19 protein-coding genes and 2 pseudogenes are annotated in these 21576 nt (G+C 69.1%); 9 read left to right on the top strand and 12 right to left on the bottom strand.

Annotated elements, in window-relative coordinates; translation table 11 throughout:
* Nucleotides 1–24: 24 nt before the first annotated feature.
* The gene (gcvT, locus tag A5622_RS07750) at nt 25–1128 is read right to left on the bottom strand and encodes a glycine cleavage system aminomethyltransferase GcvT (protein ID WP_066877709.1); all 1104 of its coding nucleotides are present in this window, start codon (nt 1126–1128) and stop codon (nt 25–27) included.
* Between the two features lie 50 nt (nt 1129–1178).
* Between gcvT and A5622_RS07745 the strand changes: the two genes are divergently transcribed.
* Nucleotides 1179–2738, top strand: coding sequence for a leucyl aminopeptidase (locus A5622_RS07745; RefSeq protein WP_066877707.1), 1560 nt, complete (start codon nt 1179–1181; stop codon nt 2736–2738).
* Here the strand turns inward: A5622_RS07745 and A5622_RS07740 are convergent.
* Together A5622_RS07740 and A5622_RS07735 are read right to left on the bottom strand one after the other, a co-directional pair.
* Nucleotides 2735–4330, bottom strand: a complete 1596-nt coding sequence (locus A5622_RS07740; RefSeq protein ID WP_066877705.1) for an NAD(P)/FAD-dependent oxidoreductase — start codon at nt 4328–4330, stop codon at nt 2735–2737. The two genes, A5622_RS07745 and A5622_RS07740, sit on opposite strands and share 4 nt — an antisense overlap.
* Complete coding sequence (locus A5622_RS07735) at nt 4327–4776, bottom strand: hypothetical protein (protein WP_066877718.1); 450 nt, start codon at nt 4774–4776, stop codon at nt 4327–4329. The genes A5622_RS07740 and A5622_RS07735 overlap by 4 nt, the downstream gene beginning before the upstream one ends.
* A gap of 143 nt (nt 4777–4919) precedes the next feature.
* On the opposite strand from A5622_RS07735, the gene A5622_RS07730 reads away from it, so the two are divergent.
* Nucleotides 4920–5261, top strand: a complete 342-nt coding sequence (locus A5622_RS07730) for an aminopeptidase (RefSeq protein ID WP_066877703.1) — start codon at nt 4920–4922, stop codon at nt 5259–5261.
* A gap of 6 nt (nt 5262–5267) precedes the next feature.
* On the opposite strand, the gene A5622_RS07725 is transcribed toward A5622_RS07730, so the two are convergent.
* Nucleotides 5268–7046 carry an SDR family oxidoreductase gene (locus tag A5622_RS07725; RefSeq protein ID WP_066877701.1) on the bottom strand — a complete coding sequence of 593 codons (1779 nt, stop codon included), beginning with the start codon at nt 7044–7046 and terminating at the stop codon, nt 5268–5270.
* Between the two features lie 198 nt (nt 7047–7244).
* Between A5622_RS07725 and sucB the strand changes: the two genes are divergently transcribed.
* From sucB to A5622_RS07700, 5 genes are read left to right on the top strand one after another with little or no spacing between them, the layout of a single operon-like run.
* Nucleotides 7245–9029: a 2-oxoglutarate dehydrogenase, E2 component, dihydrolipoamide succinyltransferase gene (gene sucB, locus A5622_RS07720; protein WP_066877699.1), complete on the top strand. Its 1785-nt coding sequence runs from the start codon at nt 7245–7247 to the stop codon at nt 9027–9029.
* Between the two features lie 16 nt (nt 9030–9045).
* Nucleotides 9046–9969, top strand: coding sequence for a TIGR01777 family oxidoreductase (locus tag A5622_RS07715; protein WP_066877697.1), 924 nt, complete (start codon nt 9046–9048; stop codon nt 9967–9969).
* A gap of 48 nt (nt 9970–10017) precedes the next feature.
* Nucleotides 10018–10719, top strand: coding sequence for a lipoyl(octanoyl) transferase LipB (lipB, locus tag A5622_RS07710; protein WP_066862658.1), 702 nt, complete (start codon nt 10018–10020; stop codon nt 10717–10719).
* On the top strand, nt 10716–11639 hold the full coding sequence (gene lipA, locus A5622_RS07705) for a lipoyl synthase (RefSeq protein ID WP_066862653.1): 924 nt from the start codon (nt 10716–10718) through the stop codon (nt 11637–11639). The genes lipB and lipA overlap by 4 nt, the downstream gene beginning before the upstream one ends.
* A 58-nt stretch (nt 11640–11697) precedes the next feature.
* Nucleotides 11698–12450 carry a DUF4191 domain-containing protein gene (locus A5622_RS07700; RefSeq protein ID WP_066877696.1) on the top strand — a complete coding sequence of 251 codons (753 nt, stop codon included), beginning with the start codon at nt 11698–11700 and terminating at the stop codon, nt 12448–12450.
* 247 nt (nt 12451–12697) lie between these two features.
* Here the strand turns inward: A5622_RS07700 and A5622_RS07695 are convergent, their stop codons facing one another.
* The gene (locus A5622_RS07695; protein ID WP_066877695.1) at nt 12698–13120 is read right to left on the bottom strand and encodes an RDD family protein; all 423 of its coding nucleotides are present in this window, start codon (nt 13118–13120) and stop codon (nt 12698–12700) included.
* Between the two features lie 244 nt (nt 13121–13364).
* Between A5622_RS07695 and glnA the strand changes: the two genes are divergently transcribed.
* Nucleotides 13365–14801, top strand: coding sequence for a type I glutamate--ammonia ligase (gene glnA / locus A5622_RS07690; protein WP_066877693.1), 1437 nt, complete (start codon nt 13365–13367; stop codon nt 14799–14801).
* A 65-nt stretch (nt 14802–14866) separates the two neighbouring features.
* On the opposite strand, the gene A5622_RS07685 is transcribed toward glnA, so the two are convergent.
* The 7 genes and pseudogenes from A5622_RS07685 to A5622_RS07660 all read right to left on the bottom strand — a co-directional run.
* A complete protein-coding gene (locus A5622_RS07685; RefSeq protein WP_066877691.1) occupies nt 14867–15478 on the bottom strand; it encodes a TetR/AcrR family transcriptional regulator in 612 nt (203 codons plus the stop codon).
* Between the two features lie 62 nt (nt 15479–15540).
* Entirely contained in the window at nt 15541–16947 is a 1407-nt protein-coding gene (locus tag A5622_RS07680) for an FAD-binding oxidoreductase (protein ID WP_197507968.1), read from the bottom strand.
* Between the two features lie 148 nt (nt 16948–17095).
* A complete protein-coding gene (locus A5622_RS28995; RefSeq protein WP_156752878.1) occupies nt 17096–17392 on the bottom strand; it encodes a hypothetical protein in 297 nt (98 codons plus the stop codon).
* Between the two features lie 170 nt (nt 17393–17562).
* Nucleotides 17563–18042, bottom strand: a complete 480-nt coding sequence (locus A5622_RS07675; protein WP_066877687.1) for a hypothetical protein — start codon at nt 18040–18042, stop codon at nt 17563–17565.
* Nucleotides 18043–18152: 110 nt separating this feature from the next.
* Nucleotides 18153–19013, bottom strand: coding sequence for a TIGR03619 family F420-dependent LLM class oxidoreductase (locus A5622_RS07670; protein WP_066862804.1), 861 nt, complete (start codon nt 19011–19013; stop codon nt 18153–18155).
* On the bottom strand, nt 19010–19654 hold the full coding sequence (locus A5622_RS07665; protein WP_066877685.1) for a PaaI family thioesterase: 645 nt from the start codon (nt 19652–19654) through the stop codon (nt 19010–19012). The genes A5622_RS07670 and A5622_RS07665 overlap by 4 nt, the downstream gene beginning before the upstream one ends.
* A pseudogene (locus tag A5622_RS07660) lies at nt 19651–21504 on the bottom strand (bifunctional [glutamine synthetase] adenylyltransferase/[glutamine synthetase]-adenylyl-L-tyrosine phosphorylase); the annotation flags it as partial. The pseudogene A5622_RS07660 and the gene A5622_RS07665, both read right to left, overlap by 4 nt.
* Here A5622_RS07660 and A5622_RS27960 point away from each other — a divergent pair.
* Nucleotides 21501–21576 (top strand): annotated as a pseudogene (locus A5622_RS27960) (hypothetical protein); the annotation flags it as partial. The pseudogenes A5622_RS07660 and A5622_RS27960 sit on opposite strands and share 4 nt — an antisense overlap.

Below are 21576 nucleotides of genomic sequence, written 5' to 3'. Positions count from 1 at the left end.
ATTTCGCCCGCGCACGCGGCGCCGCTAGCGCGTTTTCACCGCGACGAAGGGCGGGCGCACGACCTCGCACGCGGCGGGACGACCCCGGACGTCGACGGTGACCTGTTGACCGTCCTCGACGCCGGCGTCGGTGTCAATGAGCGCCAGCGCGATGCCGGCCTGCAGCGTCGGGGAGAACGTGCCCGACGTGGTGACCCCCACCGGGGTGTCGCCCGCGAGCACCGTCAGCCCGGCACGCAGCACGCCGCGGCCCACCATCCGCAGCCCGCGCAGCAGCCGGCGCGGGCCCGCCTCCTTCTCGGCCAGCAGGGCCTCGCGGCCGAAGAACGCGTCCTTCTTCCAGCCGATCGCCCACCCGCAGCGGGCCTGCAGCGGGGAGATGTCCAGGGCCAGTTCGTGGCCGTGCAGCGGGTAGCCCATCTCGGTGCGCAGGGTGTCGCGGGCGCCTAAACCGGCCGGCTCACCGCCGGCGGCGCCGACCGCCTCGGCCAGGGCGTCGAACACCACACCCGCGGATTCCCACGGCGGCAGCAGCTCGTAGCCGTGCTCGCCGGTGTAGCCGGTGCGGCACACCCGCACCGGCACGCCGGAGAACGACGTGTCGGCGTAGGCCATGTAATCCATGTCGGTGGGCAGGCCCAGCCGGCCGAGCACCTCGGCCGAGCGGGGCCCCTGCACGGCCAGCACCGCGAAGGACCGGTGCTCGTTGGTGATGGTCAGCCCGCTCGGTGCGGCGGCTTGGAGCGCCTCGACCACGGCGGCGGTGTTGGCGGCGTTGGGCACCAGGAAGATCTCGTCGTCGTCGACGTAGTAGGCGATCAGGTCGTCGATGACGCCGCCGGATTCGGTGCAGCACAACGTGTATTGCGCCTTGCCCGGACCGATACGGCCCAGGTCGTTGGTCAGCGCGGAGTTGACGAACTGCGCGGCCCCCGGCCCGCGGATCAGCGCCTTGCCCAGGTGGCTGACGTCGAAGAGGCCGACCGCGTTGCGCGTCGCGTTGTGCTCGCTGACGGTGCCGGCATACGACACCGGCATCAGCCAGCCGCCGAACTCGGCGAAACTGGCGCCCAAGCTTCGGTGACGCTCTTCCAACGGTCCGTGCAAAACCTCGGCTGCATCGCTCACGACTCTTCACCCTAATCAGCGATGACGGCCGGACCGTTAGGGTGATGCGGATGAGCACAGAACCCGGTTACGCCTCCCCCGCTGTAAGTGTCGCCTCCTCGCTGCCACGGCGCGCGGCCGCGTCGACCGTGCTGATCGTGCCCGTCGTGTCGACCGGTGAGGACGACAAGCCGGGCGCGGCCGTCGCGGCCGCCGAGCCGTTCCTGTCCTCCGACGCGGTGGCCGAGATCGAATCGGGTCTGCGGGCGCTGGAGGCCACCGGCGGCGCCGAACAGGTGCACCGGCTGGTGGTGGGATCGCTGCCGGTGTCCAGCGTGCTGACCGTCGGCCTGGGCAAACCGCGGTCCGAATGGCCGGCCGACACCATCCGTCGCGCCGCGGGCGTGGCCGCGCGTTCGCTGGGCAAGACCGAGTCGGTGCTCACCACGCTGGCCGAGCTGCCCGGCGAGGGCATCGCCGCGGCCGCCGTCGAGGGCCTGATCCTGGGCAGCTACCGGTTCACCGAGTTTCGCAGCGAGAAGACCGCACCCAAAGACCAAGGGCTGCGCAAGATCACGGTGCTCGCCTCGGAAACTAAAGGGGCCAAGGACGCCAAGAACGACGCCGCGCACGGCGCCGCCGTCGCCACCGCCGTCGCCACCGCCCGCGACTTCGTCAACACCCCGCCCAGCCACCTCTTTCCCGCCGAATTCGCCAAGCGCGCAAGGGCTTTGGGTGAATCCGTCGGTCTCGAGGTGGAGGTGCTGGACGACAAGGCGCTGCAAAAGGGCGGCTACGGCGGGATCATCGGTGTCGGGCAGGGCTCGTCGCGCCCGCCGCGGCTGGTGCGCCTGATCCACCGCGGTTCGAAGCTGGCCAAGCGGTCCAAGCAAGCCAAGAAGGTGGCGCTGGTCGGCAAAGGCGTCACGTTCGACACCGGCGGCATCTCGATCAAGCCGGCGGCGGGGATGCACCACATGACCTCGGACATGGGCGGTGCCGCCGCGGTGATCGCGACCGTCGCGCTGGCCGCACAGTTGCGCCTGCCGATCGACGTGATCGCCACGGTGCCGATGGCCGAGAACATGCCGTCGGCCACCGCGCAGCGCCCGGGCGACGTGCTGACGCAGTACGGCGGAATCACGGTCGAGGTGCAGAACACCGACGCCGAGGGCCGGCTCATCCTTGCCGACGCGATCGTGCGGGCCTGCGAGGACGACCCCGACTACCTGATCGAGACGTCCACGCTGACCGGCGCGCAGACGGTGGCGCTGGGCGCCCGGATCCCCGGGGTGATGGGCAGCGACGAGTTCCGCGACCGCGTGGCGGCGATCTCGCAGCGGGTGGGCGAGAACGGCTGGCCGATGCCGCTGCCCGACGAACTCAAGGAAGATCTGAAGTCAGGCGTGGCCGACCTGTCCAACATCAGCGGGCAGCGCTTCGCCGGGATGCTGGTGGCCGGGGTGTTCCTGCGCGAGTTCGTCGCCGACGGCGTGAGTTGGGCGCACATCGATGTGGCCGGCCCGGCCTACAACACCGGCAGTCCGTGGGGCTACTCGCCGAAGGGTTCCACCGGCGTGCCGACGCGGACCATGTTCGCGGTACTGGAGGACATCGCCGAAAACGGCTAGGGAATAAGCCTTTTGAGCACGGCGCGCCCGAGTTTGCGGCGCGGCCAGCCGGTCGCGCCGTCGGCGGCCAGCGCGGCGTTGGCGGCGTTGCGCCCGCATGCCCCGTGCACCGAGCCGCCCGGTGTCGCCGACGCGCTGCCCAGATACAGCCGCTCGACCGGTGTTTCGGCCCGGCCCATGCCGGGCGCCGGTCGGAAGATCAGCATCTGCTGCAGTTGCGACGTGCCCCCATTGACCGCGCCGTGGTGCAGATTAGCGTCGTGAGCCTCCAGGTCCGACGGGCGTTGCAGAAAGCGTCCGACGACATGGTCACCGAACCCGGGCGCGTGTTCTTCGATCACGCGATCCATCGACGCGGCAACCCGCTCCGCCGAAGCATCGTCATGCACGCCGCGCGGCAGATGCGTGTAGGCCCAGACACTTTCGGTGCCATCCGGCGATCGGGTCGGGTCGGCAGTGGTGGTCTGGCCCAGCAGCATGAACGGATGTTCGGGCACTGTGCGCGTGTTCACGTCGGCCATCCAACGAATCAGGCCGTGCCCGTCGGCGCCCAGATGAACGGTGCCGACGTCGCGCAGGTTCTTGGCATGCCACGGGATCGGGGCATCGAGCGCATAGTTGACCTTGACTACCGGCGGATCCCAGACGAAGTGTTTGAGATCCCGCAGCAACCCCGGCGACACCGCATCCGGCGGCAGCATGTGGCAGAACAGCCGCGGGGCGGTGACATCCGCGATCACCGCGCGACGCGCGCGAACGGTTCGCCCGTCGGTGGTGCTGACACCGGTCGCCCGGCCGCCCTGCACCTGAATGCGAGCGACGTCCTGGTTGCACTCGATCTGCGCCCCCGCCGAGTGGGCGCGCTTGACCAGCGCCGCCGTCAACTGGCCCGAACCTCCGACGGGAACCGGCCAACCGCAGTCCTGGGCGAGCATGGTCATCAGCAGCCCCATGACACCGCTACCCGGCGCATCCAGCGGGATATCAGCGTGTAAAGCGTTGCCCAGCAACATGACTCGCGGCGCATCACCGTCGAACAACTGGTCGGCCATGGCGTTGGCGGGCTGCACCAACAGGTTGGCCAGTCGCAGCGCATCCGACGTCCCGAGTTTGCGCAACAGGGTCAGCAGCGGGCGCATCGGCGGGAACGGCGACAGGATCGCTTCGAGCAGCGGCCTTTTCACCTCGTCCCACAACGCAACGATGCGTAGCCAATTGTCGCCGTCGCCCGGCGTACGACGCTCGAACTCCTCCGCGGTCTGGGCGGGATCGTGATACACGATGGGCGGGTCGTCGTCGGCGGCGTTGCGCGGGTGGCCAACCACCGTCGGCGCGTGCGACCACCGCAGCCCGTGGTCCTCCAGCTGCAGCGCCGCCATCGCCGGAGACGCCACCGTCATCGGGTAGTAGGAGCTGAACAAGTCGGTGATGTAGCCCGGTGTCAGCTCGGCGCTGCGCACCGCGCCGCCGGGCTCGGGCTGGGCTTCCAGCACCAGCACGTCCCAACCCGCGTCGGCCAGCATCGACGCCGCCACCAGCCCGTGGTGTCCCGCCCCGATCACGACGGCGTCGGCGGTGTCGCGCACGGTCACTTCACCTGGCTCGGCTCCAGGCGCTCGGCCAGCGCCGCCAGCCGCCACAGGCACTCCTTATTGCGCGGGTACGCCGCGGCCAACGCGACGGAATCGGGAACGGCCGCCATTGGGCCCTGCACGGGAACCTCGATCATCTCGACCCGGCACCCGCCCGGAATCTCGTGCAGCAGCATGGTGATTCGCGCGGCGCCCAGCGGGCCCAGGCGAGCGCACAGCACCAGCTTGTGCGGGGGTTCACACTCCTCCACGATGGTGGCGTCGTTGATCACCAACGGCCAGATCCCGATCGAGTGCTTGATCGAGGAGCCGGGTTCCGGCCAATTCGGATCGACGGCGCGCATCCGGCTGTTGCCCACCACCCACTGGGTGTAGGTCCAGCCCTGGGCGAGCACCTCCCATATCCGCTCACACGACTCCGGCACCTCGCGCGTTGCAGTGATCACGTGCACACCCCTTCATGTCTTGCGTTACCGCGGCCGGATACCCGGCAATCGCCGGGTTATTCGGCGTCAACGCCGGGTTTACCGGCGCATGCCTGCGGCTAATCTCCCTAGCGGTCGAAATCCCCGCGACGAAAGGCGAGACCATGACGGTGCGACGGTTGATCATCGGCGTGGGCGCCGTGCTGTTGTTGGCCGGAATCATCGGCCTGCTGGCGCCGGTGTCGGTTTCCGACAGCAACGGCCACTCGGTCGGCTGCGGAAACGCCGTGGCGACGGACCTTTCCGCGGCCCGCAGCGCGAACAACAGCAGTGGGGCGAATATCCCGATCCTGAACCAGATCGTCCCGCACACCGACTACGTCGCGCAGTGCCAGTCGTCGGTGGGCAGCCGGCGCGCATGGGCGATACCGCTGGCCGTGCTGGGGGTCATCGCAATCGGAGCGACGTTGCTGACCGGACGCCGCGGGGCGGCGACGGGCGCTTAGCGCGGCTCAGATCACCCGGATGCGCGCGGCGTTGCGCAGCCCTTGCGGCGCGACCCGCGAAAGCCCGTACAGCGCATAGGCTTCCGGCGCCACCGGGCGAATCGGTTTCTTCTTCTGGACCGACGACAGGATCGCGTTGGCGACCTTGTCGGGGCCGTAACGCCGCAGCGCGAACATCTTGCCCAGCTGGCCGCGGCGACCGTCGACGGCGTCGGCCTGCTTGCCGGCGGGCGCGTCGAACCGCGTGGTGTTGATGATGTTGGTGTCGATGACGCCGGGGCAGATGGTGGTCAGGCCCACCCCGGCGGCGTCGAGTTCGGCGCGCAGGCAGTCGGAGAACATGAAGGTCGCCGCCTTCGACGTGCAGTAGGCGCTCAGCGACTGCAGCGGCGCGTAGGCCGCCATCGACGACACGTTGACGATGTAGCCGCCGGTGCCGCGCTCCACCATCCGCCGCGCGAACGCCCGGCACCCGTTGACCACACCGCCCAGGTTGACGTCGAGCACCCGGTCGAACTGCTCGGGCGGGGTGTCCAGGAAGCCGCCCGCCTGTCCGATGCCGGCGTTGTTGACGACGATGTCCGGGACGCCGTGCTCGCCGCTGACCCGCTCGGCAAACGACTCCACCGCCTGCGCGTCGGACACGTCGAGCACGTAGGCGTGCGCGACGCCGCCGCGAGTGGCGATCTCGGCCGCGGTGGCCTTGACGGCCGCCTCGTCGATGTCGCTGATGACCAGCTCGGCGCCTTCTCGCGCGAAGGCGAACGCGGTCTCGCGGCCGATGCCGCTGCCGGCACCGGTGACCGACACCAGGGTGTCGCCGAACGCCCCACGGGGCCGCCCCACCTGCGCGCGCAGCAGCGCGCGGCTGGGCTGCTTGCCCTCGGCCTGGTCGGCGAACTCGTGCACCGCCGCAGCCATCACCTGCGGGTGCGACATCGGCGAGAAGTGACCGGCCTGGATGTCGCGGCGCCACAGCCGCGGCACGAAGCGCGGGGTGTGGTCGTAGCCGTAGGGCCGCACGTACTTGTCTTTGGTGTTGACGATGAGCTGCACCGGCACGTCGATGACCGCGACGCCCTGCTTGCGACCGGAGAAGGAGCGAAAGTAGTTGGCGGGATAGGTTTTCACCGACCGGGCGGCATCGGCGGCCAGTTTGTCGGAATGGTGGATCCGCTCGACGTGGATGTTGTCGACGGCGTTGCGGCGCAGCGCCGGGACCGACAGGGTCAGCCGCAGGAACAACGGCGCGAGCACCGGGATCGAGAACAAGATCATGTAGCTCAGCCGCAGCGCCTGGCTGATCGCCCGGATAAAGGTGCGCGGCTTCCAGGGCGCCCGCAGCCCGCTGAAGATGTAATCGACCAGTTGGTCCTGAGCGGGTCCGGACACCGACGTGAACGTGGCGACCCGGTCACTGGCGCCGGGGCGCTTCAGGTAGTGCCAGATGCCCACCGAGCCCCAGTCGTGGGCGAGCACGTGCACGGGCCGGCCGGGGCTCAGCTCGCCGGTCACCGCGGCGAAGTCGTCGGCGAAGCGGTCCATGCTGTAGGCGGACACCGGCTTGGGCGCCGAGGACATCCCGACGCCGCGGTTGTCGTAGCGGATGATGCGGAACCGCTCGGCCAGCAGCGGGACGACCCCGTCCCACAGCACGTGCGAGTCGGGGAAGCCGTGCACCAGCACGACGGTGGGGCCCTCGGGGTTGCCCTCTTCGTAGACCGCGATGCGGGCGCCGTCGGCGCTGTCGACGAAGTGTTGGGGTAGTTGTGGTGTTGGCGGCATCTCCGACCTCCCCGCTCTGGCTGGACTGGCCACACCGTAGCAAGCGTGATCGGTGTCACCCGCCCGGCGCGGGGTATCTGCCCTGGATGTGTGCCGACGACGGCGCAGTGACAGGATAGTTTTGGATTGCGACTTCGCCTTCCACACGCGAGCTGATCGACCCGCCCCGACCCACGAGCGATCGAGGAGTCAGAAACGATGGCCTTCTCCGTCCAGATGCCGGCACTCGGTGAGAGCGTCACCGAGGGGACGGTCACCCGCTGGCTCAAGCAGGAGGGCGACACGGTCGAGCTCGACGAACCGCTCGTTGAGGTGTCGACGGACAAGGTCGACACCGAGATCCCCTCGCCGGCCGCGGGTGTGCTGACCAAGATTGTCGCCCAGGAGGACGACACCGTTGAGGTGGGCGGCGAGCTGGCCGTCATCGGCGACGCCGCCGAAGGCGGCGGGGCGGGCGGCGACTCGCAGGCGCCGAGCCAGCCGGAGCCCCAAGCGCAGCCGGAGCCCCAGCCGGAGCCCGCGCCGGAGCCCGAGCCCCAGGCTCAGGCCCAGCCGGAGCCCGCGCCCGCCCAGCAGAGTTCCGGCGGCGGCGACGCGACCCCGGTGCTGATGCCCGAGCTCGGCGAGTCGGTGACCGAGGGCACCGTGACCCGCTGGCTCAAGCGCGTCGGTGACTCGGTCCAGGTCGACGACGCGTTGGTCGAAGTGTCCACCGACAAGGTCGACACCGAGATCCCCTCGCCGGTCGCCGGTGTCCTGATCAGCATCACCGCCGAGGAAGACGCCACGGTGCCCGTCGGTGGCGAGCTCGCCCGCGTCGGCGCCGGTGCCGAGGCCGCCGCGCCGGCGGCACCCGCCGCTCCCCAGCCGCCGCCCGCGCCCCAGCCCGAGCCCAACCCCGAACCGGCGCCCCAGCCCCAGGCGCAGCCTAAGCCGCAACCCAAGCCTGAACCCGCGCCGCAGCCCAAACCTCAACCGGCGCAGGCCCAACCGGCAACTCAGCCGGCAAGCCCGGGTGGTGACGGCGCGCCGTATGTGACGCCGCTGGTGCGAAAGCTGGCCGCCGAGAACAACATCGACCTGAACTCGATCACCGGCACCGGGGTCGGCGGGCGCATCCGCAAGCAGGACGTGCTGGCCGCGGCCGAGGCGAAGAAGGCGCCGCCCCCGGCCGTGGCGGCTCCCGCCGCGCAGGCCCCCGCCGCCCCCGCGGCGCCCAAGGCCGCTGCGGCGCCGAGCCCGGCGCCGGCGATGGCGCACCTGCGGGGCACCACCCAGAAGGCCAGCCGGATCCGTCAGATCACCGCGAACAAAACCCGCGAATCCCTGCAGGCCACAGCGCAACTCACCCAGACCCACGAGGTCGACATGACCAAGCTGGTGGGGTTGCGGGCCAGGGCCAAGGCGGCGTTCGCCGAGCGCGAGGGCGTGAACCTGACCTTCCTGCCGTTCATCGCCCGGGCGGTGATCGACGCGCTGAAGATCCACCCCAACGTCAACGCGAGCTACAACGAGGACACCAAGGAGATCACCTACTACGACGCCGAGCACCTCGGCTTCGCGGTCGACACCGAACAGGGTCTGCTCTCCCCCGTCGTGCACAACGCCGGCGACCTGTCGCTGGCCGGGCTGGCCCGGGCGATCGCCGACATCGCCGCGCGCGCCCGCTCGGGCAACCTCAAACCCGACGAGCTGTCCGGCGGCACCTTCACGATCACCAACATCGGCAGCCAGGGCGCGCTGTTCGACACCCCCATCCTGGTTCCGCCGCAGGCCGCCATGCTGGGCACCGGCGCCATCGTCAAGCGGCCGCGGGTGATCGTCGACGAGTTCGGCAACGAATCCATCGGTGTCCGCTCGATCTGCTATCTGCCACTGACCTATGACCACCGGCTGATCGACGGCGCAGACGCCGGCCGCTTCCTCACCACCATCAAGCACCGTCTCGAAGAGGGCGCGTTCGAGGCCGACCTCGGCCTGTAACGAAGGACAATCGAACGTGGCTCGCGCCGGCCAGCAGGCCCTCATCGCTATTGCGGGTTCGTCCGGCCTGATCGGTTCGGCCCTGGCCGCGGCCCTGCGCGCGGCCGATCACCGGGTGTTGCGCATCGTGCGCCGCGCACCGGCGAATGCCGATGAGCTGCACTGGAATCCCGAGAGCGGCGATTTGGATCCCGACACGCTGACCGGCGTCGACGCCGTCGTCAACCTGTGCGGCGTCAATATCGGCAAGCGGCGATGGTCGGGCGCCTTCAAGCAGAGCCTGCGCGACAGCCGCATCGCCCCCACCGAGGTGCTGGCGCACGCCGTCGCCGACGCGGGGGTGGCGACCCTGGTCAACGCCAGCGCGGTCGGCTTCTACGGCAACACCAAGGACCGCGTGGTCGACGAAAACGACCGTGCGGGAACGGGTTTCCTGGCGCGGCTGTGTGAGGACTGGGAGGCCGCCACGCTGCCGGCCCAGTACGGCGGCGCCCGGGTGGTGCTGGCCCGCACCGGGCTGGTGTTCTCCCCCGCGGGCGGCGTGCTGGGCCGGCTGCGGCCGTTGTTCCGCGCCGGGCTCGGCGCCCGGCTGGGCGGCGGACGGCAATACATGTCATGGATCACCCTGGAAGACGAAGTGCGCGCGCTGTTGTTCGCAATCTTCAACCCCGACCTGTCGGGCCCGGTGAACATGACCGGTCCCGCGCCGGTCACCAACGCCGAATTCACCACCGCGTTCGGGCGGGCCGTCAATCGCCCAACGCCGTTGATGGTGCCCGGTTTTGCCATCCGGGCCGCGCTGGGCGAGTTCGCCGACGAGGGGCTGCTGACCGGGCAGCGGGCCATCCCGTCCGCGCTGGAGCGCGCCGGTTTCGTCTTCCACCACAACACCGTGGGCGAGGCCCTCGCCTACGCCACCGCCAGCCGCGACCACGACTAGCGCCACCGGACTCGGTCCGTCCGGCCCGAGCCGAGTACCGTCGCGAACGTGATCGATTCCATCCGGTCCAGCCAGGCCCTGATCGACGTCCGCCCGCTCGGCATCGTCGACTACCGCGTGGCCTGGCAGCAGCAACGCGATCTGGCCGACGCCCGGGTGGCCGGCGGCAACGACACGCTGCTGCTCCTCGAGCACCCCGCGGTCTACACGGCGGGCCGGCGCACCGAACCGCACGAACGGCCGGTAGACGGCACTCCCGTCGTCGACACCGACCGCGGCGGCAAGATCACCTGGCACGGCCCGGGCCAGCTGGTCGGGTATCCGATCATCGGCCTGGCCGAACCGCTCGACGTGGTGAACTACGTGCGGCGGCTGGAAGAGGCGCTGCTCAAGGTCTGCGCCGACCTAGGCGTGGACGCGGTCCGGGTGCCGGGCCGGTCCGGGGTGTGGGTGCCGGGCACCGACGGCCGCCCCGACCGCAAGGTTGCCGCCATCGGCGTGCGGGTGTCGCGCGCGACCACCCTGCACGGGTTCGCGCTCAACTGCGACTGCGACCTGGACGCGTTCGGCGCCATCGTGCCGTGCGGCATCAGCGACGCCGGTGTGACGTCGTTGTCGGCCGAGCTGCGCCGCCCGGTGTCGGTCGAGGACGTGCAGACCGCGGTCGCCGACGCGGTGTGCGACGCCCTAGACGGGGTGCTGCCGGTGCAGGACCACGCGGCGGCCGCGCGCGTAGCATCGGCGCTGTGACTGTCGCACCGGAAGGACGCAAACTGCTGCGCCTGGAAGTGCGCAACGCCGAGACCCCGATCGAGCGCAAACCGCCGTGGATCCGGGTGCGGGCCAAGATGGGCCCGGAGTACACCCAGCTCAAGAGCCTGGTCCGGCGCGAGGGGCTGCACACGGTCTGCGAGGAGGCCGGCTGCCCCAACATCTTCGAGTGCTGGGAGGACCGCGAGGCCACCTTCCTGATCGGCGGCGACCAGTGCACCCGCCGCTGCGACTTCTGCCAGATCGACACCGGTAAGCCCGCCGCCCTGGACCGCGACGAGCCGAGGCGGGTCGCCGACAGCGTACGCACCATGGGGCTGCGCTACGCCACGGTCACCGGGGTGGCCCGCGATGACCTGCCCGACGGCGGAGCCTGGCTGTACGCCGAGACGGTGCGCGCCATCAAGGAACTCAACCCCTCGACCGGCGTGGAGCTGTTGATCCCCGACTTCAACGGCGAGCCCACCCGGCTTGCGGAGGTGTTCGAATCACGCCCGGAAGTGTTGGCGCACAACGTGGAAACGGTGCCGCGCATCTTCAAGCGGATCCGACCCGCCTTCACCTACCAGCGCAGCCTCGGCGTGCTGACCGCGGCGCGCGAGGCCGGGCTGGTCACCAAGAGCAACCTCATCCTCGGCATGGGCGAGACCCCCGACGAGGTGCGCACTGCCCTGGCCGACCTGCACGACGCGGGCTGCGACATCATCACCATCACCCAGTACCTGCGCCCGTCGGCGCGCCACCACCCCGTCGAGCGCTGGGTGAAGCCGGAGGAATTCGTCGAGTTCGCCCGGCACGCCGAGGAGCTGGGCTTCGCCGGGGTGCTGGCCGGACCGCTGGTGCGCTCGTCGTATCGCGCGGGTCGGCTCTACGAGCAGGCGGCCCGCAGCCGCGCCTGACGCCGCCGGCGCCCGGTGGCGGCGTCTGCCCCATAGCGGCCCTACGTATTCTTTGACTATGGCTAAATCCCGCAACGCCGCGCAGAACAAGGCCGCCCGAGCGCAGGCGCAGGCCGCCCGCAAGGCCGCCGCGCGGGAGCGCCGCACCCAGTTGTGGCAGGCGTTCAACCTTCAGCGCCAGGAGGACAAGCGCCTCCTGCCGTACATGATCGGCGCCTTCGTGCTGATCGTGGGCATCTCGGTGGCGGTCGGACTGTGGGCCGGCGGGCTGACGATGATCACCCTCATCCCGCTGGGCGTGGTGCTGGGCGGGCTGGTCGCCTTCATCGTGTTCGGTCGCCGCGCCCAGAAGTCGGTCTACCGGAAGGCCGAGGGTCAAACCGGGGCCGCCGCATGGGCTTTGGACAACCTGCGCGGCAAGTGGCGGGTGACCCCCGGGGTGGCCGCGACCGGGCACTTCGACGCCGTGCACCGCGTCATCGGCCGGCCCGGCGTCATCCTGGTCGGCGAGGGGACGTCGACGCGGGTGCGACCGCTGCTGGCGCAGGAGAAGAAGCGCACCGCCCGCCTGATCGGCGACGTGCCGATCTACGACATCATCGTCGGCAACGGCGAGGACGAGGTGCCCCTGGCCAAGCTCGAGCGCCATCTCACCCGGCTACCGGCCAACATCACCGTCAAGCAGATGGACACGCTGGAGTCGCGGCTGGCCGCGTTGGGGTCGCGCGCCGGCGCGGCCGTCATGCCCAAGGGGCCGCTGCCCAACGCGGGCAAGATGCGCGGGGTGCAGCGCACCGTCCGCCGCCGGTAGCGGCGATCGCAAGCGCGGCGAAGCCGGGCGCGGCGGGTCGCCGCTACCAGGTCAGCGGCGATCGCAAGCGCGGCGAAGCCGGGCGCGGCGGGTCGCCGCCACCAGGTCAGCGGCGATCGCAAGCGCGGCGAAGCCGGGCGCGGCGGGTCGCCGCCATCAGGTCAGCGGCGATCGCAAGCGCGGCGAAGCCGGGCGCGGCGGGTCGCCGCCATCAGCTCAGCCCGGTCAGCCCGGTCGGCTCCTCAGGTCAGCGTCGCACCACGGCCGTCGCGGTCAGCCGATCCTGCATGCCCCGGCCGTCGAAGTCGGTGAACAGCGCCGGGACGACCGTCCCGACCAGCACTCCCCGCACCACCGCCCGGCCAAGGCCGACCAGGTCGCGTCCGTCCAACGTGACCACCTGCAGGCGAAGCGCGAGCTGGCCTGGGGTGAACCCGAACAACCGCACGAAGAGCACGCCGAGCACGAACCAGATCACCAACACCGCGGTGGCCAGCACCGGTTGGGAGAACAAGTTGAAGCGCATGGCCAGCCCGGCCAGCCCGTAGGCGATCAACCAGTCGATCATCAGCGCGCCCAGGCGGCGGCCCATCGGCGCCAGCGATCCCGGGCCACTTTCCGGCAGGCCCAGCTTTTCGCCCGGATATGCGGATCGCGATTCGGCCATCATCGGCGCGGACCGCGGTCCGAATAACCCGACGGGACGGCCTGGTAAGGAGGGCAGACGGTGCGCCCGGTCACCAGAAAAGATACGATCTTGCGATCCATGGCCCCACAATAGAACCCGCCGCCCAAGTGGCCACTTTTAGCGTGTGGCATGGTCACGTAACGTGCGCGCAACATCGGGTTGACTGACGGGCAACATCTGCTCCATAGCGTCAGGCCGCGGATCTCACCAAGTAAAGGAGCACTCTGTGACGGACAAGACGCCCGACGACGTCTTCAAACTCGCCAAGGACGAGAACGTCGAATTTGTCGACGTCCGGTTTTGTGACCTGCCCGGCATCATGCAGCACTTCACAATTCCGATTTCATTCTTCGACGAGAGCGTTTTTGAGGATGGTTTAGCCTTCGACGGTTCGTCGATTCGCGGATTCCAATCCATTCACGAATCCGACATGCTGCTCCTCCCCGACCCGGCGACCGCGCAGATCGACCTGTTCCGTGAAGCCAAGACGCTGAACCTCAACTTCTTCGTGCACGACCCCTTCACCCTCGAGCCGTACTCGCGCGACCCGCGCAACATCGCCCGCAAGGCCGAGAACTACCTGATCAGCACGGGCGTGGCCGACACCGCCTACTTCGGCGCCGAGGCGGAGTTCTACATCTTCGACTCGGTGAGCTTCGACTCGCGCACCAACGGCTCGTTCTACGAGATCGACGCGATCTCGGGCTGGTGGAACACCGGTTCGCCCAACGAGCTCGACGGCAGCCCCAACCGCGGCTACAAGGTGCGCCCCAAGGGTGGCTACTTCCCCGTCGCCCCCGTCGACCACTACGTCGACCTGCGCGACAAGATGCTGACCAACCTGATCACCGCCGGCTTCAGCCTGGAGAAGGGCCACCACGAGGTGGGCACCGGCGGCCAGGCCGAGATCAACTACAAGTTCAACACGCTGCTGCACGCGGCCGACGACATGATGCTCTACAAGTACATCGTCAAGAACACGGCGTGGCAGAACGGCAAGACCGTGACGTTCATGCCCAAGCCGCTGTTCGGTGACAACGGCTCCGGCATGCACACCCACCAGTCGCTGTGGAAGGACGGCAGCCCGCTGATGTACGACGAGACCGGTTACGCCGGCCTGTCGGACACCGCCCGCCACTACATCGGCGGCCTGCTGCACCACGCACCGTCGCTGCTGGCGTTCACCAACCCCACGGTGAACTCCTACAAGCGCCTGGTACCCGGCTACGAGGCCCCGATCAACCTGGTCTACAGCCAGCGCAACCGGTCGGCGTGTGTCCGCATCCCGATCACCGGCACCAACCCGAAGGCCAAGCGTCTCGAGTTCCGCTGCCCCGACTCGTCGGGCAACCCGTACCTGGCGTTCTCGGCCATGTTGATGGCCGGCCTGGACGGCATCAAGAACAAGATCGAGCCGCAGGCCCCGGTCGACAAGGACCTCTACGAGCTGCCGCCTGAGGAGGCCGCCAACATCCCGCAGGCGCCCACCCAGCTGTCCGCGGTGATCGACCGGCTCGAAGAAGACCACGAATACCTCACCGAGGGCGGCGTGTTCACGCCCGACCTCATCGAGACGTGGATCAACTTCAAGCGCGAAAACGAGATCCTGCCGGTCCAAATCCGGCCGCACCCTTACGAATTCGCGCTGTACTACGACGTCTAAAGACGTCGACAACCAACGACGGCCACCCGGTCGGCGATCGGCTCCACGATCGCAGGCCGGGTGGCCTACTGGTATCCGGTTCTGCCCAGCATCGCGGCGAGCTGCCGAAGCAATGAGGTCCGAAAGCGATCCGCCGACGGGTTCGGAAAACGCAGCACGCGGGGAATCATTGCTCCGACGAGCGTGGCGAACAACAAATCGACGACGTCTTCGGGCGAGATCACCGGCGCGAACACACCTGCGTCGCGCCCCTCGATGACGGTGCGCACGAACGGCGCGCGGTAGCGCGACCAGCCTTCTTCGCCGTAGTCGCGCAATTCCGCGTCGCGAATGCCGGAGCGCCAGAATTCGATGAGCAGCTGATGGTTGCGCAACGGAGTGTTCAGGTTGCGATCTATCATCGCCACCAGGCGATTCCAGGGATCGGTTTCGGCGTCGGCCACCGCCTCGAACGCGGCAACCTCCATCTCCGTGGCGTGCCGCATCGCCTCGATGAGCATGTCCTCGCGTGAGCCGAAATAGTTCTGCAGCGTGCTGATGGCGACGCCACTGGCCGCCGCGACATCGGCGAAGCGGGTATTTTCATAGCCCCGCTCCGCCAGCACCGCGGCGGCGGTTTCGACGGCCGCGACGCGGCGCGCGCCGCCGGCTCGGCGGGCACGGCGTTCACCAGGCATTTCAATATGGTACGGAAATACCGGCGTTGGGCAACCCCGGTGAACGGTGTCGATGCGTGGTCTCAGACAGCGACGCGCGGTGGGATGTTGTGGTTGAGGCGGAAGGTGTTGCGCGGGTCGTACTTCGCCTTAACCGTCCGCAGCTCTTCGTAGACGTCGGGCGCATAGGCCCGGCGGGTACGGTCCTCGGGCGTGTCCGCCGGGCCGACGAAGCTTGGATTCGCCATATTGTGCAGCCAAGGATCAAGCGCCGCAAGAAGTTCGCGGCCCGAGTCACGGTAGTCTGCCACTTCCTGGCCGGGCGGGACGACGGTCAGGGCGAATATGGCATAAGCGGCGTCCCGCGCGCCCACCGCGTTCGGGAAAGGCGCGGGTCTGCTGAAAGCCCCTTGCAAATGCCGTATGTCGACCATATTGATAGCGCTGCCGGATCCGGGGCCCACCACGTCGACGATGGCGTCGACGGTGTCCTGGCCCAGTTCTCGAAGCAGCGCGAAATGCTCGACCGCGGGCGCGGGATCGGTTGGATCGTTGCTGATGGTGGCGAACTGCGCGTAGGGGATGCTGGCGACACCGTCCGCCAGCACCGGAGCCGCCCGACGCAGCGGGTCGATCAGCCGGGCACCGACGCGCTCATCACCGACATATGAGACCCGCACCGATACGGTCAACCCACCCTGCATGAAGGGCGGAAGGCCGGGCAAGGGAGGCAGATTGAGCAGCGCCAATCCCATCGTCAACTCATCGGGTGCTGACGCGGTGAGCTCACGGAAGGCCTCCAGCACGCGCCCGGCGTGTTCGCCCGAGTAGAAGAGCGCACCGGCGTACAACGATGTCACTGGGAACAACGCGAACTTCATCGCGACCACCACACCGAAATTGCATTTTCCACCCAGCAGCGCACTGAAGAGATCGGGTTCGGACGCCATTGATACGCAATGCAATTGGGCATCCGCGGTGACCACGTCGATGTCAGTGACGTGGTCGGCCGCCCAGCCGTACTTGCGCCCCATCGTCGCACTCGCCCCGCCGCCAAGGGTGTAGCCGACCACACCCACTCCCGGCGATGACCCCGGCAGTGGAGCCAGCCCATACTTCGCGGCGGCGTCGACCAGCTGTCCGAACTGAACTCCGGCTTCGACCCGCGCGCAACGGTTTTCGACGTCGATGAATAGGCCCGACATTCGGCTGGTTGTGATCATCAGAGTATCCGCGTCGGCGGGCACCGTCGGTCCATGGCCGGTATTGAGGACGGCAACATACAGACCGTGCTCGACCGCGAACCTCACCGCCTCGGAGACGTCTGCCGCATCGGCGGCGCCCACCACGACCGCGGGCCGGTGGCGGACCGCCGTGTTGAACACCGCCACTTCGCTGCCGTAAGCCGTGTCATCTTCCGTGAAGACCGGCCCTCGAACAACATCCCGAAGCTTTGAAAGTTCGTCTCGCCACGATTCCACGGCCGCCATCCTCATCTCACTAGAACCAATCTGGTAGGAGAATATGGTATGGCGATACCGATAAAACTAGGTCACGATGTGTCCGAGGTCACACAGACACGGCGAGGGACCGCTCCGTCCCCATTCTTACGGCGACCTCGAAGTGCTGATGCCGTTATTAAAGATCAACCAGTTGGGCTCTTGGCGAGGCGCCCGGCCTCGGCGGCAACCTTCGCTGAGATGGACGACCGGCTTGTCGACCGAGATACTTCTGGTCCAGCGAAGCGATGAGCGCTTCAGCCTCCCTGACATGTCGGCGCAGCGTCGTTGCTTCCATCCGCAATGCGCCTGCGCGGGCGTTACTGGCCCTTGCACTCTGCCGCTCGATCCAGGCGATTTTGCTGTTCATCTCGGCCAGCTGGGCGCGCAAAGCTCGGGTGAACTCCACGGCCTGAGCTGTCTGCCATCGATTCATCCGGTGATCTCCCCCCACGCGAGCTATCTACCCGATCGGTTCCGCCGTTAAAACCGAGCTGCTCCAGAGGGAACCGATCGACTATCAGCTACGTCGCCTAAGTCGGCGCGGCGAAACCACCCGCGTGGAGATTGCCGCGCGGGTGGTTTCGCATTTTGCCGCCTCGGCTGTTATCCGCGGCGCGCGCAGTCCTTGTCGGCGGGCGCCGACGGCCACGCGCAGGCGTCGATGTCCGTCGCACCGCCGAAACTTCCTGCGGTGAAGACCCCGAATGTGTTGCCGTTCCTGGCGGTATACGTCGTCCTGCCATCGCTCGAACTGTCGACGATCAGCGTCCAGTGCCCGTCGAGAAGCGCGGTCTTGTAGGCGCTCAGCACCTCGGCCGGCGCTCCGTTGACGAAGAAGTGCAGACGGATGCCGCCGTCATGAATGGGATCGGGGCCGTCGGTCCTCTTCGCGGTCGCCGGCGTCGGGACCAGCGACCGCAAGTAGGCGTCGGCGGCGGCCGCGCTCGCGTGCGAGACCGGGCTCGTGACCGTCGTGGGGTGGGGCCTGGACGTGACCGTCGAGAGGCCCACATACGGTGAACCACCGCACGCCGCCGTCACCACCGCGACGGCCGCGGCCGCAACGCAGACAGTGGCGCGCATCTCCGACTCCGTTCGGGGCAACTATTCCCCGGAAAGATAAGCGATGCCGAGCCGCGCGAGCCCGCCCGCGCCACCGTTTAGGTGGCCCCGGGCGCCGAATTAGGTGTGATTCAGCCGTCGAGCGCGAGGTCCTTGCGGAAGCGTTGCATGCCGTCGATCTTGTCGTCCAGGCTGGCGTCGGGCCCGGCATAGAACATCCACGGCATCGTGATGATGCCGGTGATGCCGGCATCCTCGACCCGCCGGTAGTCCGCGGTGGTGAAAGCGTCGGTCAGCGGTGTCAGGATGGTGAAATCGTCCATGGTCAAACCGTTTTCGGCGCGCAATTCCCGCAGCCGCCCGACCGCCTCGATGGCCCGCTCGGTCTTGATCAAATCGCCGATCCAGCCGTCGTTGCGGGCGGCGCGGCGCAGCGCGACATCGGACAGGCCGCCGACATACACCGGGATCGGCGGCGGGGTGGGTTGCATCTCGAGGCGGGGCGCGGAAAAGAACGCGCCGTCGAACTCCGTCCAGCCCGGCGACCACAGCGCCCGCATCAGCTCGATGATCTCGTCGGTGCGCTTGCCGCGGGCCTCGAATGGCTCACCCATCAGAGCGAATTCCTCGCGGCACCAGCCCACCCCGATGCCCAGCTCCACCCGGCCGGACGCCAGAACCGCGGCGGTGCCAATGGCTTTGGCCGCCGAGAAGGGGTTGCGCATGGCGGGAATGTAGACGGTGTTGACGAACCGCAACCGCGTGGTGACCTGAGCCAGCGCACCCACCAGCACCCAGGGGTCGGGCCAGTCCGTGAAGGGTTGCCAGCGCCGCTGGCCGTCTTTGGTGTAGGGGTACGGCGTGTCCAGCGTCTCGAGGTTGACGACGTGGTCGGGTATGCCGATCCCGTCGTAGCCGAGTTCGTCGGCCGCCTTGGCCAGCTCGATGATCTCGCGGGTGTTCAAAAACGCGCTGCTGATGTAGAACTTCACTGCAGCTCCTGCGCCCAGGCCGGCTCGATGAAGACGCCGTCGGCCTCGACGGTGACACCGGCGGCATCCGAAATGGTGCCGCGCGCAAAGACTTTGCGGCCCTCTTTGCCGTCGACCCACGCGTCACAGCGCAGCGGACCGAGCGGGGTGCCGCGCAGATATTTCACGGTGATGGTTCCGGTGAACCGCGCCTTGGACAGCCCCTCGCTGGCCGCCTCGCCGAGCATGTGGTCGAGCACCAGGGCGCTGACACCGCCGTGCACCAGTTTGGGCGGACCCTCGTAGGCCGAGCCGAGGGTGAACTGGCTCCAGCAGCGCCCCTCGCCCTCGTGGTGCACGACGATCGGCGGGGCGATGGGATTGCACACGCCGATCGCGGCGTTGCCCAACGGCAGCGGGCGACCGTTGACGCGGTAGCTCACCCCCATCGGCCGGGTGCGTTGCCGCAGCGACGCGGTGACGGCCTGGATCGTGCGCCGGGCCTCGGCGACGACGTCGTCGTCGGCCTCGGTGCGGATGGTCGCGTCGACGAGCTCACGGACCGCATCGGCCAGCGGAGCGTACAGGGCGGTCACGCGATCGGCCTCCGCCGCGCTGAGCACCTCGAATATGGCGTCCAACGCGCCGGACTCCTGACTCAACTTCCGAACACCTTGCGCACCACCGCTTTTGCCCTTCGCGTCACCCGTAGATAGTTGTCCAGGAACTCCCCGCCATCGTCGGTGGGCCAGCCCGCGGCCACGGCCACGGCGTTGAGCTGGCGTCCGGGCCCGGGCAGCTGGTCGGTGGGCTTGCCGCGGACCAGCACCAGCGCGTTGCGGGCCCGGGTGGCGGTCAGCCAAGCCTGCCGCAACAGGTCGACCTCGTCTGCGGGCACCAGCTCGGCCGCGGCGATCGCGTCCAGGCACTGCAGCGTCGACGTGTTGTGCAGCGCGGGGATCTCGTGCGCGTGCCGCAGTTGCAGCAGCTGCACGGTCCATTCGATGTCGGCCAGTCCCCCGCGGCCCAGCTTGGTGTGGGTGTTGGGGTCCGCGCCGCGCGGCAGCCGCTCGGAATCGACGCGGGCCTTGATGCGCCGGATCTCCTGCATTGCCTCGGTGGACACCCCGTTGGGCGGATAACGGGTCTTGTCGGCCATCAGCAGGAACCGCTGCCCCAGCTCCGCGTCGCCGGCGACCGCGTGCGCCCGCAGCAACGCCTGGATCTCCCACGGCTGCGCCCACTGCTCGTAGTAGGCGGCGTAGGAGGCCAGGGTGCGCACCAGCGGGCCCTGGCGGCCCTCGGGCCGCAGGTTGGCGTCGACCTCCAGCGGCGGGTCGACGCTGGGCGTGCCCAGCAACGCGCGAACCTGCTCGGCGACGCCGTTCGCCCAGCGCACCGCCGCGGAATCCTCGACTCCGGGCGTCGGCTCGCAGACGAACATCACGTCGGCGTCGGAGCCGTAACCCAACTCGGCGCCTCCGAGCCGGCCCATGCCGATGACCGCGATGGCCGCCGGCGCCCTGCCGCTCACCGGCAGGTTGGCCCGGATCATCGCCTCCAGCGCGGCCTGCAGCACCGCCACCCACACCGAGGTCAGCGCCGCGCAGACGTCGGTGACCTCGAGCATGCCGAGCAGGTCGGCCGAGGCGATGCGGGCCAGCTCGCGGCGCCGCAGGGTGCGCGCGCCGGCTATGGCCCGGACCGGGTCGGAGTAGCGACTGGCCGAGGCGACCAGCGCGCGGGCCACCGCGGCGGGCTCGGCGTCGAGCAGCCTGGGGCCCGACGGCCCGTCGCCGTAGTCCTGAATCACCCGCGGGGCGCGCATCAGCAGGTCCGGCACGTACGCGGAGGTGCCCAGCACGTGCATGAGCCGGCGGGCCACCGCGGGCTTGTCGCGCAGCGTGGCCAGGTACCAGCTCTCGCCGGACAGCGCCTCGGACAGCCGCCGGTAGGCCAACAGCCCGCCGTCGGGGTCGGGCGCGTACGACATCCAGTTCAGCAGCCGGGGCAGCAGCACCGACTGCACCCGCCCGCGCCGGCCGCTGAGGTTGACCAGGGCCGACATGTGCTTCAGCGCGGTCTGCGGTCCCTCGTAGCCCAGCGCGGCCAGCTGGCGCTCGGCGGCTTCGGAGGTCATGCCGTGCGCGATCTCCAGCCCGGCCGGGCCGATGGATTCCAGCAGCGGCTGATAGAAGAGCTTGGCGTGCAGCTGGGAGACCCGCAGGTTCTGGTGTCGCAGCTCCTCGCGCAGCACCCCGGCGGCGTCGTGGCGTCCGTCCGGCCGGATGTGGGCGGCCCGCGCCAGCCAACGCACCGCTTCCTCGTCGTCGGCCTCGGGCAGCAGGTGGGTGCGCTTGAGCCGCTGCAGCTGCAACCGGTGCTCGAGCAGCCGGAGGAACTCGTAGGAGGCGGTCAGGTTGGCCGCGTCCTCGCGTCCGATGTAGCCGCCCTGACCCAGCGCGGCCAGCGCGTCCACCGTCGACGCCACGTGCAGCGAGTCGTCGCCGCGGCCGCGAGATCAAGCTGGGCAGCGGCGGGCTGCGCGATGTGGAATTCGCCGTGCAGCTGCTGCAGCTGGTGC

The organism is Mycobacterium sp. 1245801.1 (genome assembly GCF_001673055.1).
Classification (GTDB): Bacteria; Actinomycetota; Actinomycetes; order Mycobacteriales; family Mycobacteriaceae; genus Mycobacterium; species Mycobacterium europaeum_A.
This window is presented reverse-complemented; position numbering and strand designations above follow the sequence as displayed.

Bases quoted from the DNA above. Each gene is read 5' to 3' on its own strand.
- A5622_RS07745 (WP_066877707.1), top strand. From the start codon at position 1,179: ATGAGCACAGAACCCGGTTACGCCTCCCCCGCTGTAAGTGTCGCCTCC.
- A5622_RS07730 (WP_066877703.1), top strand. From the start codon at position 4,920: ATGACGGTGCGACGGTTGATCATCGGCGTGGGCGCCGTGCTGTTGTTG.
- A5622_RS07725 (WP_066877701.1), bottom strand. From the start codon at position 7,046: ATGCCGCCAACACCACAACTACCCCAACACTTCGTCGACAGCGCCGAC.
- sucB (WP_066877699.1), top strand. From the start codon at position 7,245: ATGGCCTTCTCCGTCCAGATGCCGGCACTCGGTGAGAGCGTCACCGAG.
- A5622_RS07700 (WP_066877696.1), top strand. From the start codon at position 11,698: ATGGCTAAATCCCGCAACGCCGCGCAGAACAAGGCCGCCCGAGCGCAG.
- A5622_RS07695 (WP_066877695.1), bottom strand. From the start codon at position 13,120: ATGATGGCCGAATCGCGATCCGCATATCCGGGCGAAAAGCTGGGCCTG.
- A5622_RS07685 (WP_066877691.1), bottom strand. From the start codon at position 15,478: ATGCCTGGTGAACGCCGTGCCCGCCGAGCCGGCGGCGCGCGCCGCGTC.
- A5622_RS07680 (WP_197507968.1), bottom strand. From the start codon at position 16,947: ATGGCGGCCGTGGAATCGTGGCGAGACGAACTTTCAAAGCTTCGGGAT.
- A5622_RS28995 (WP_156752878.1), bottom strand. From the start codon at position 17,392: ATGAATCGATGGCAGACAGCTCAGGCCGTGGAGTTCACCCGAGCTTTG.
- A5622_RS07675 (WP_066877687.1), bottom strand. From the start codon at position 18,042: ATGCGCGCCACTGTCTGCGTTGCGGCCGCGGCCGTCGCGGTGGTGACG.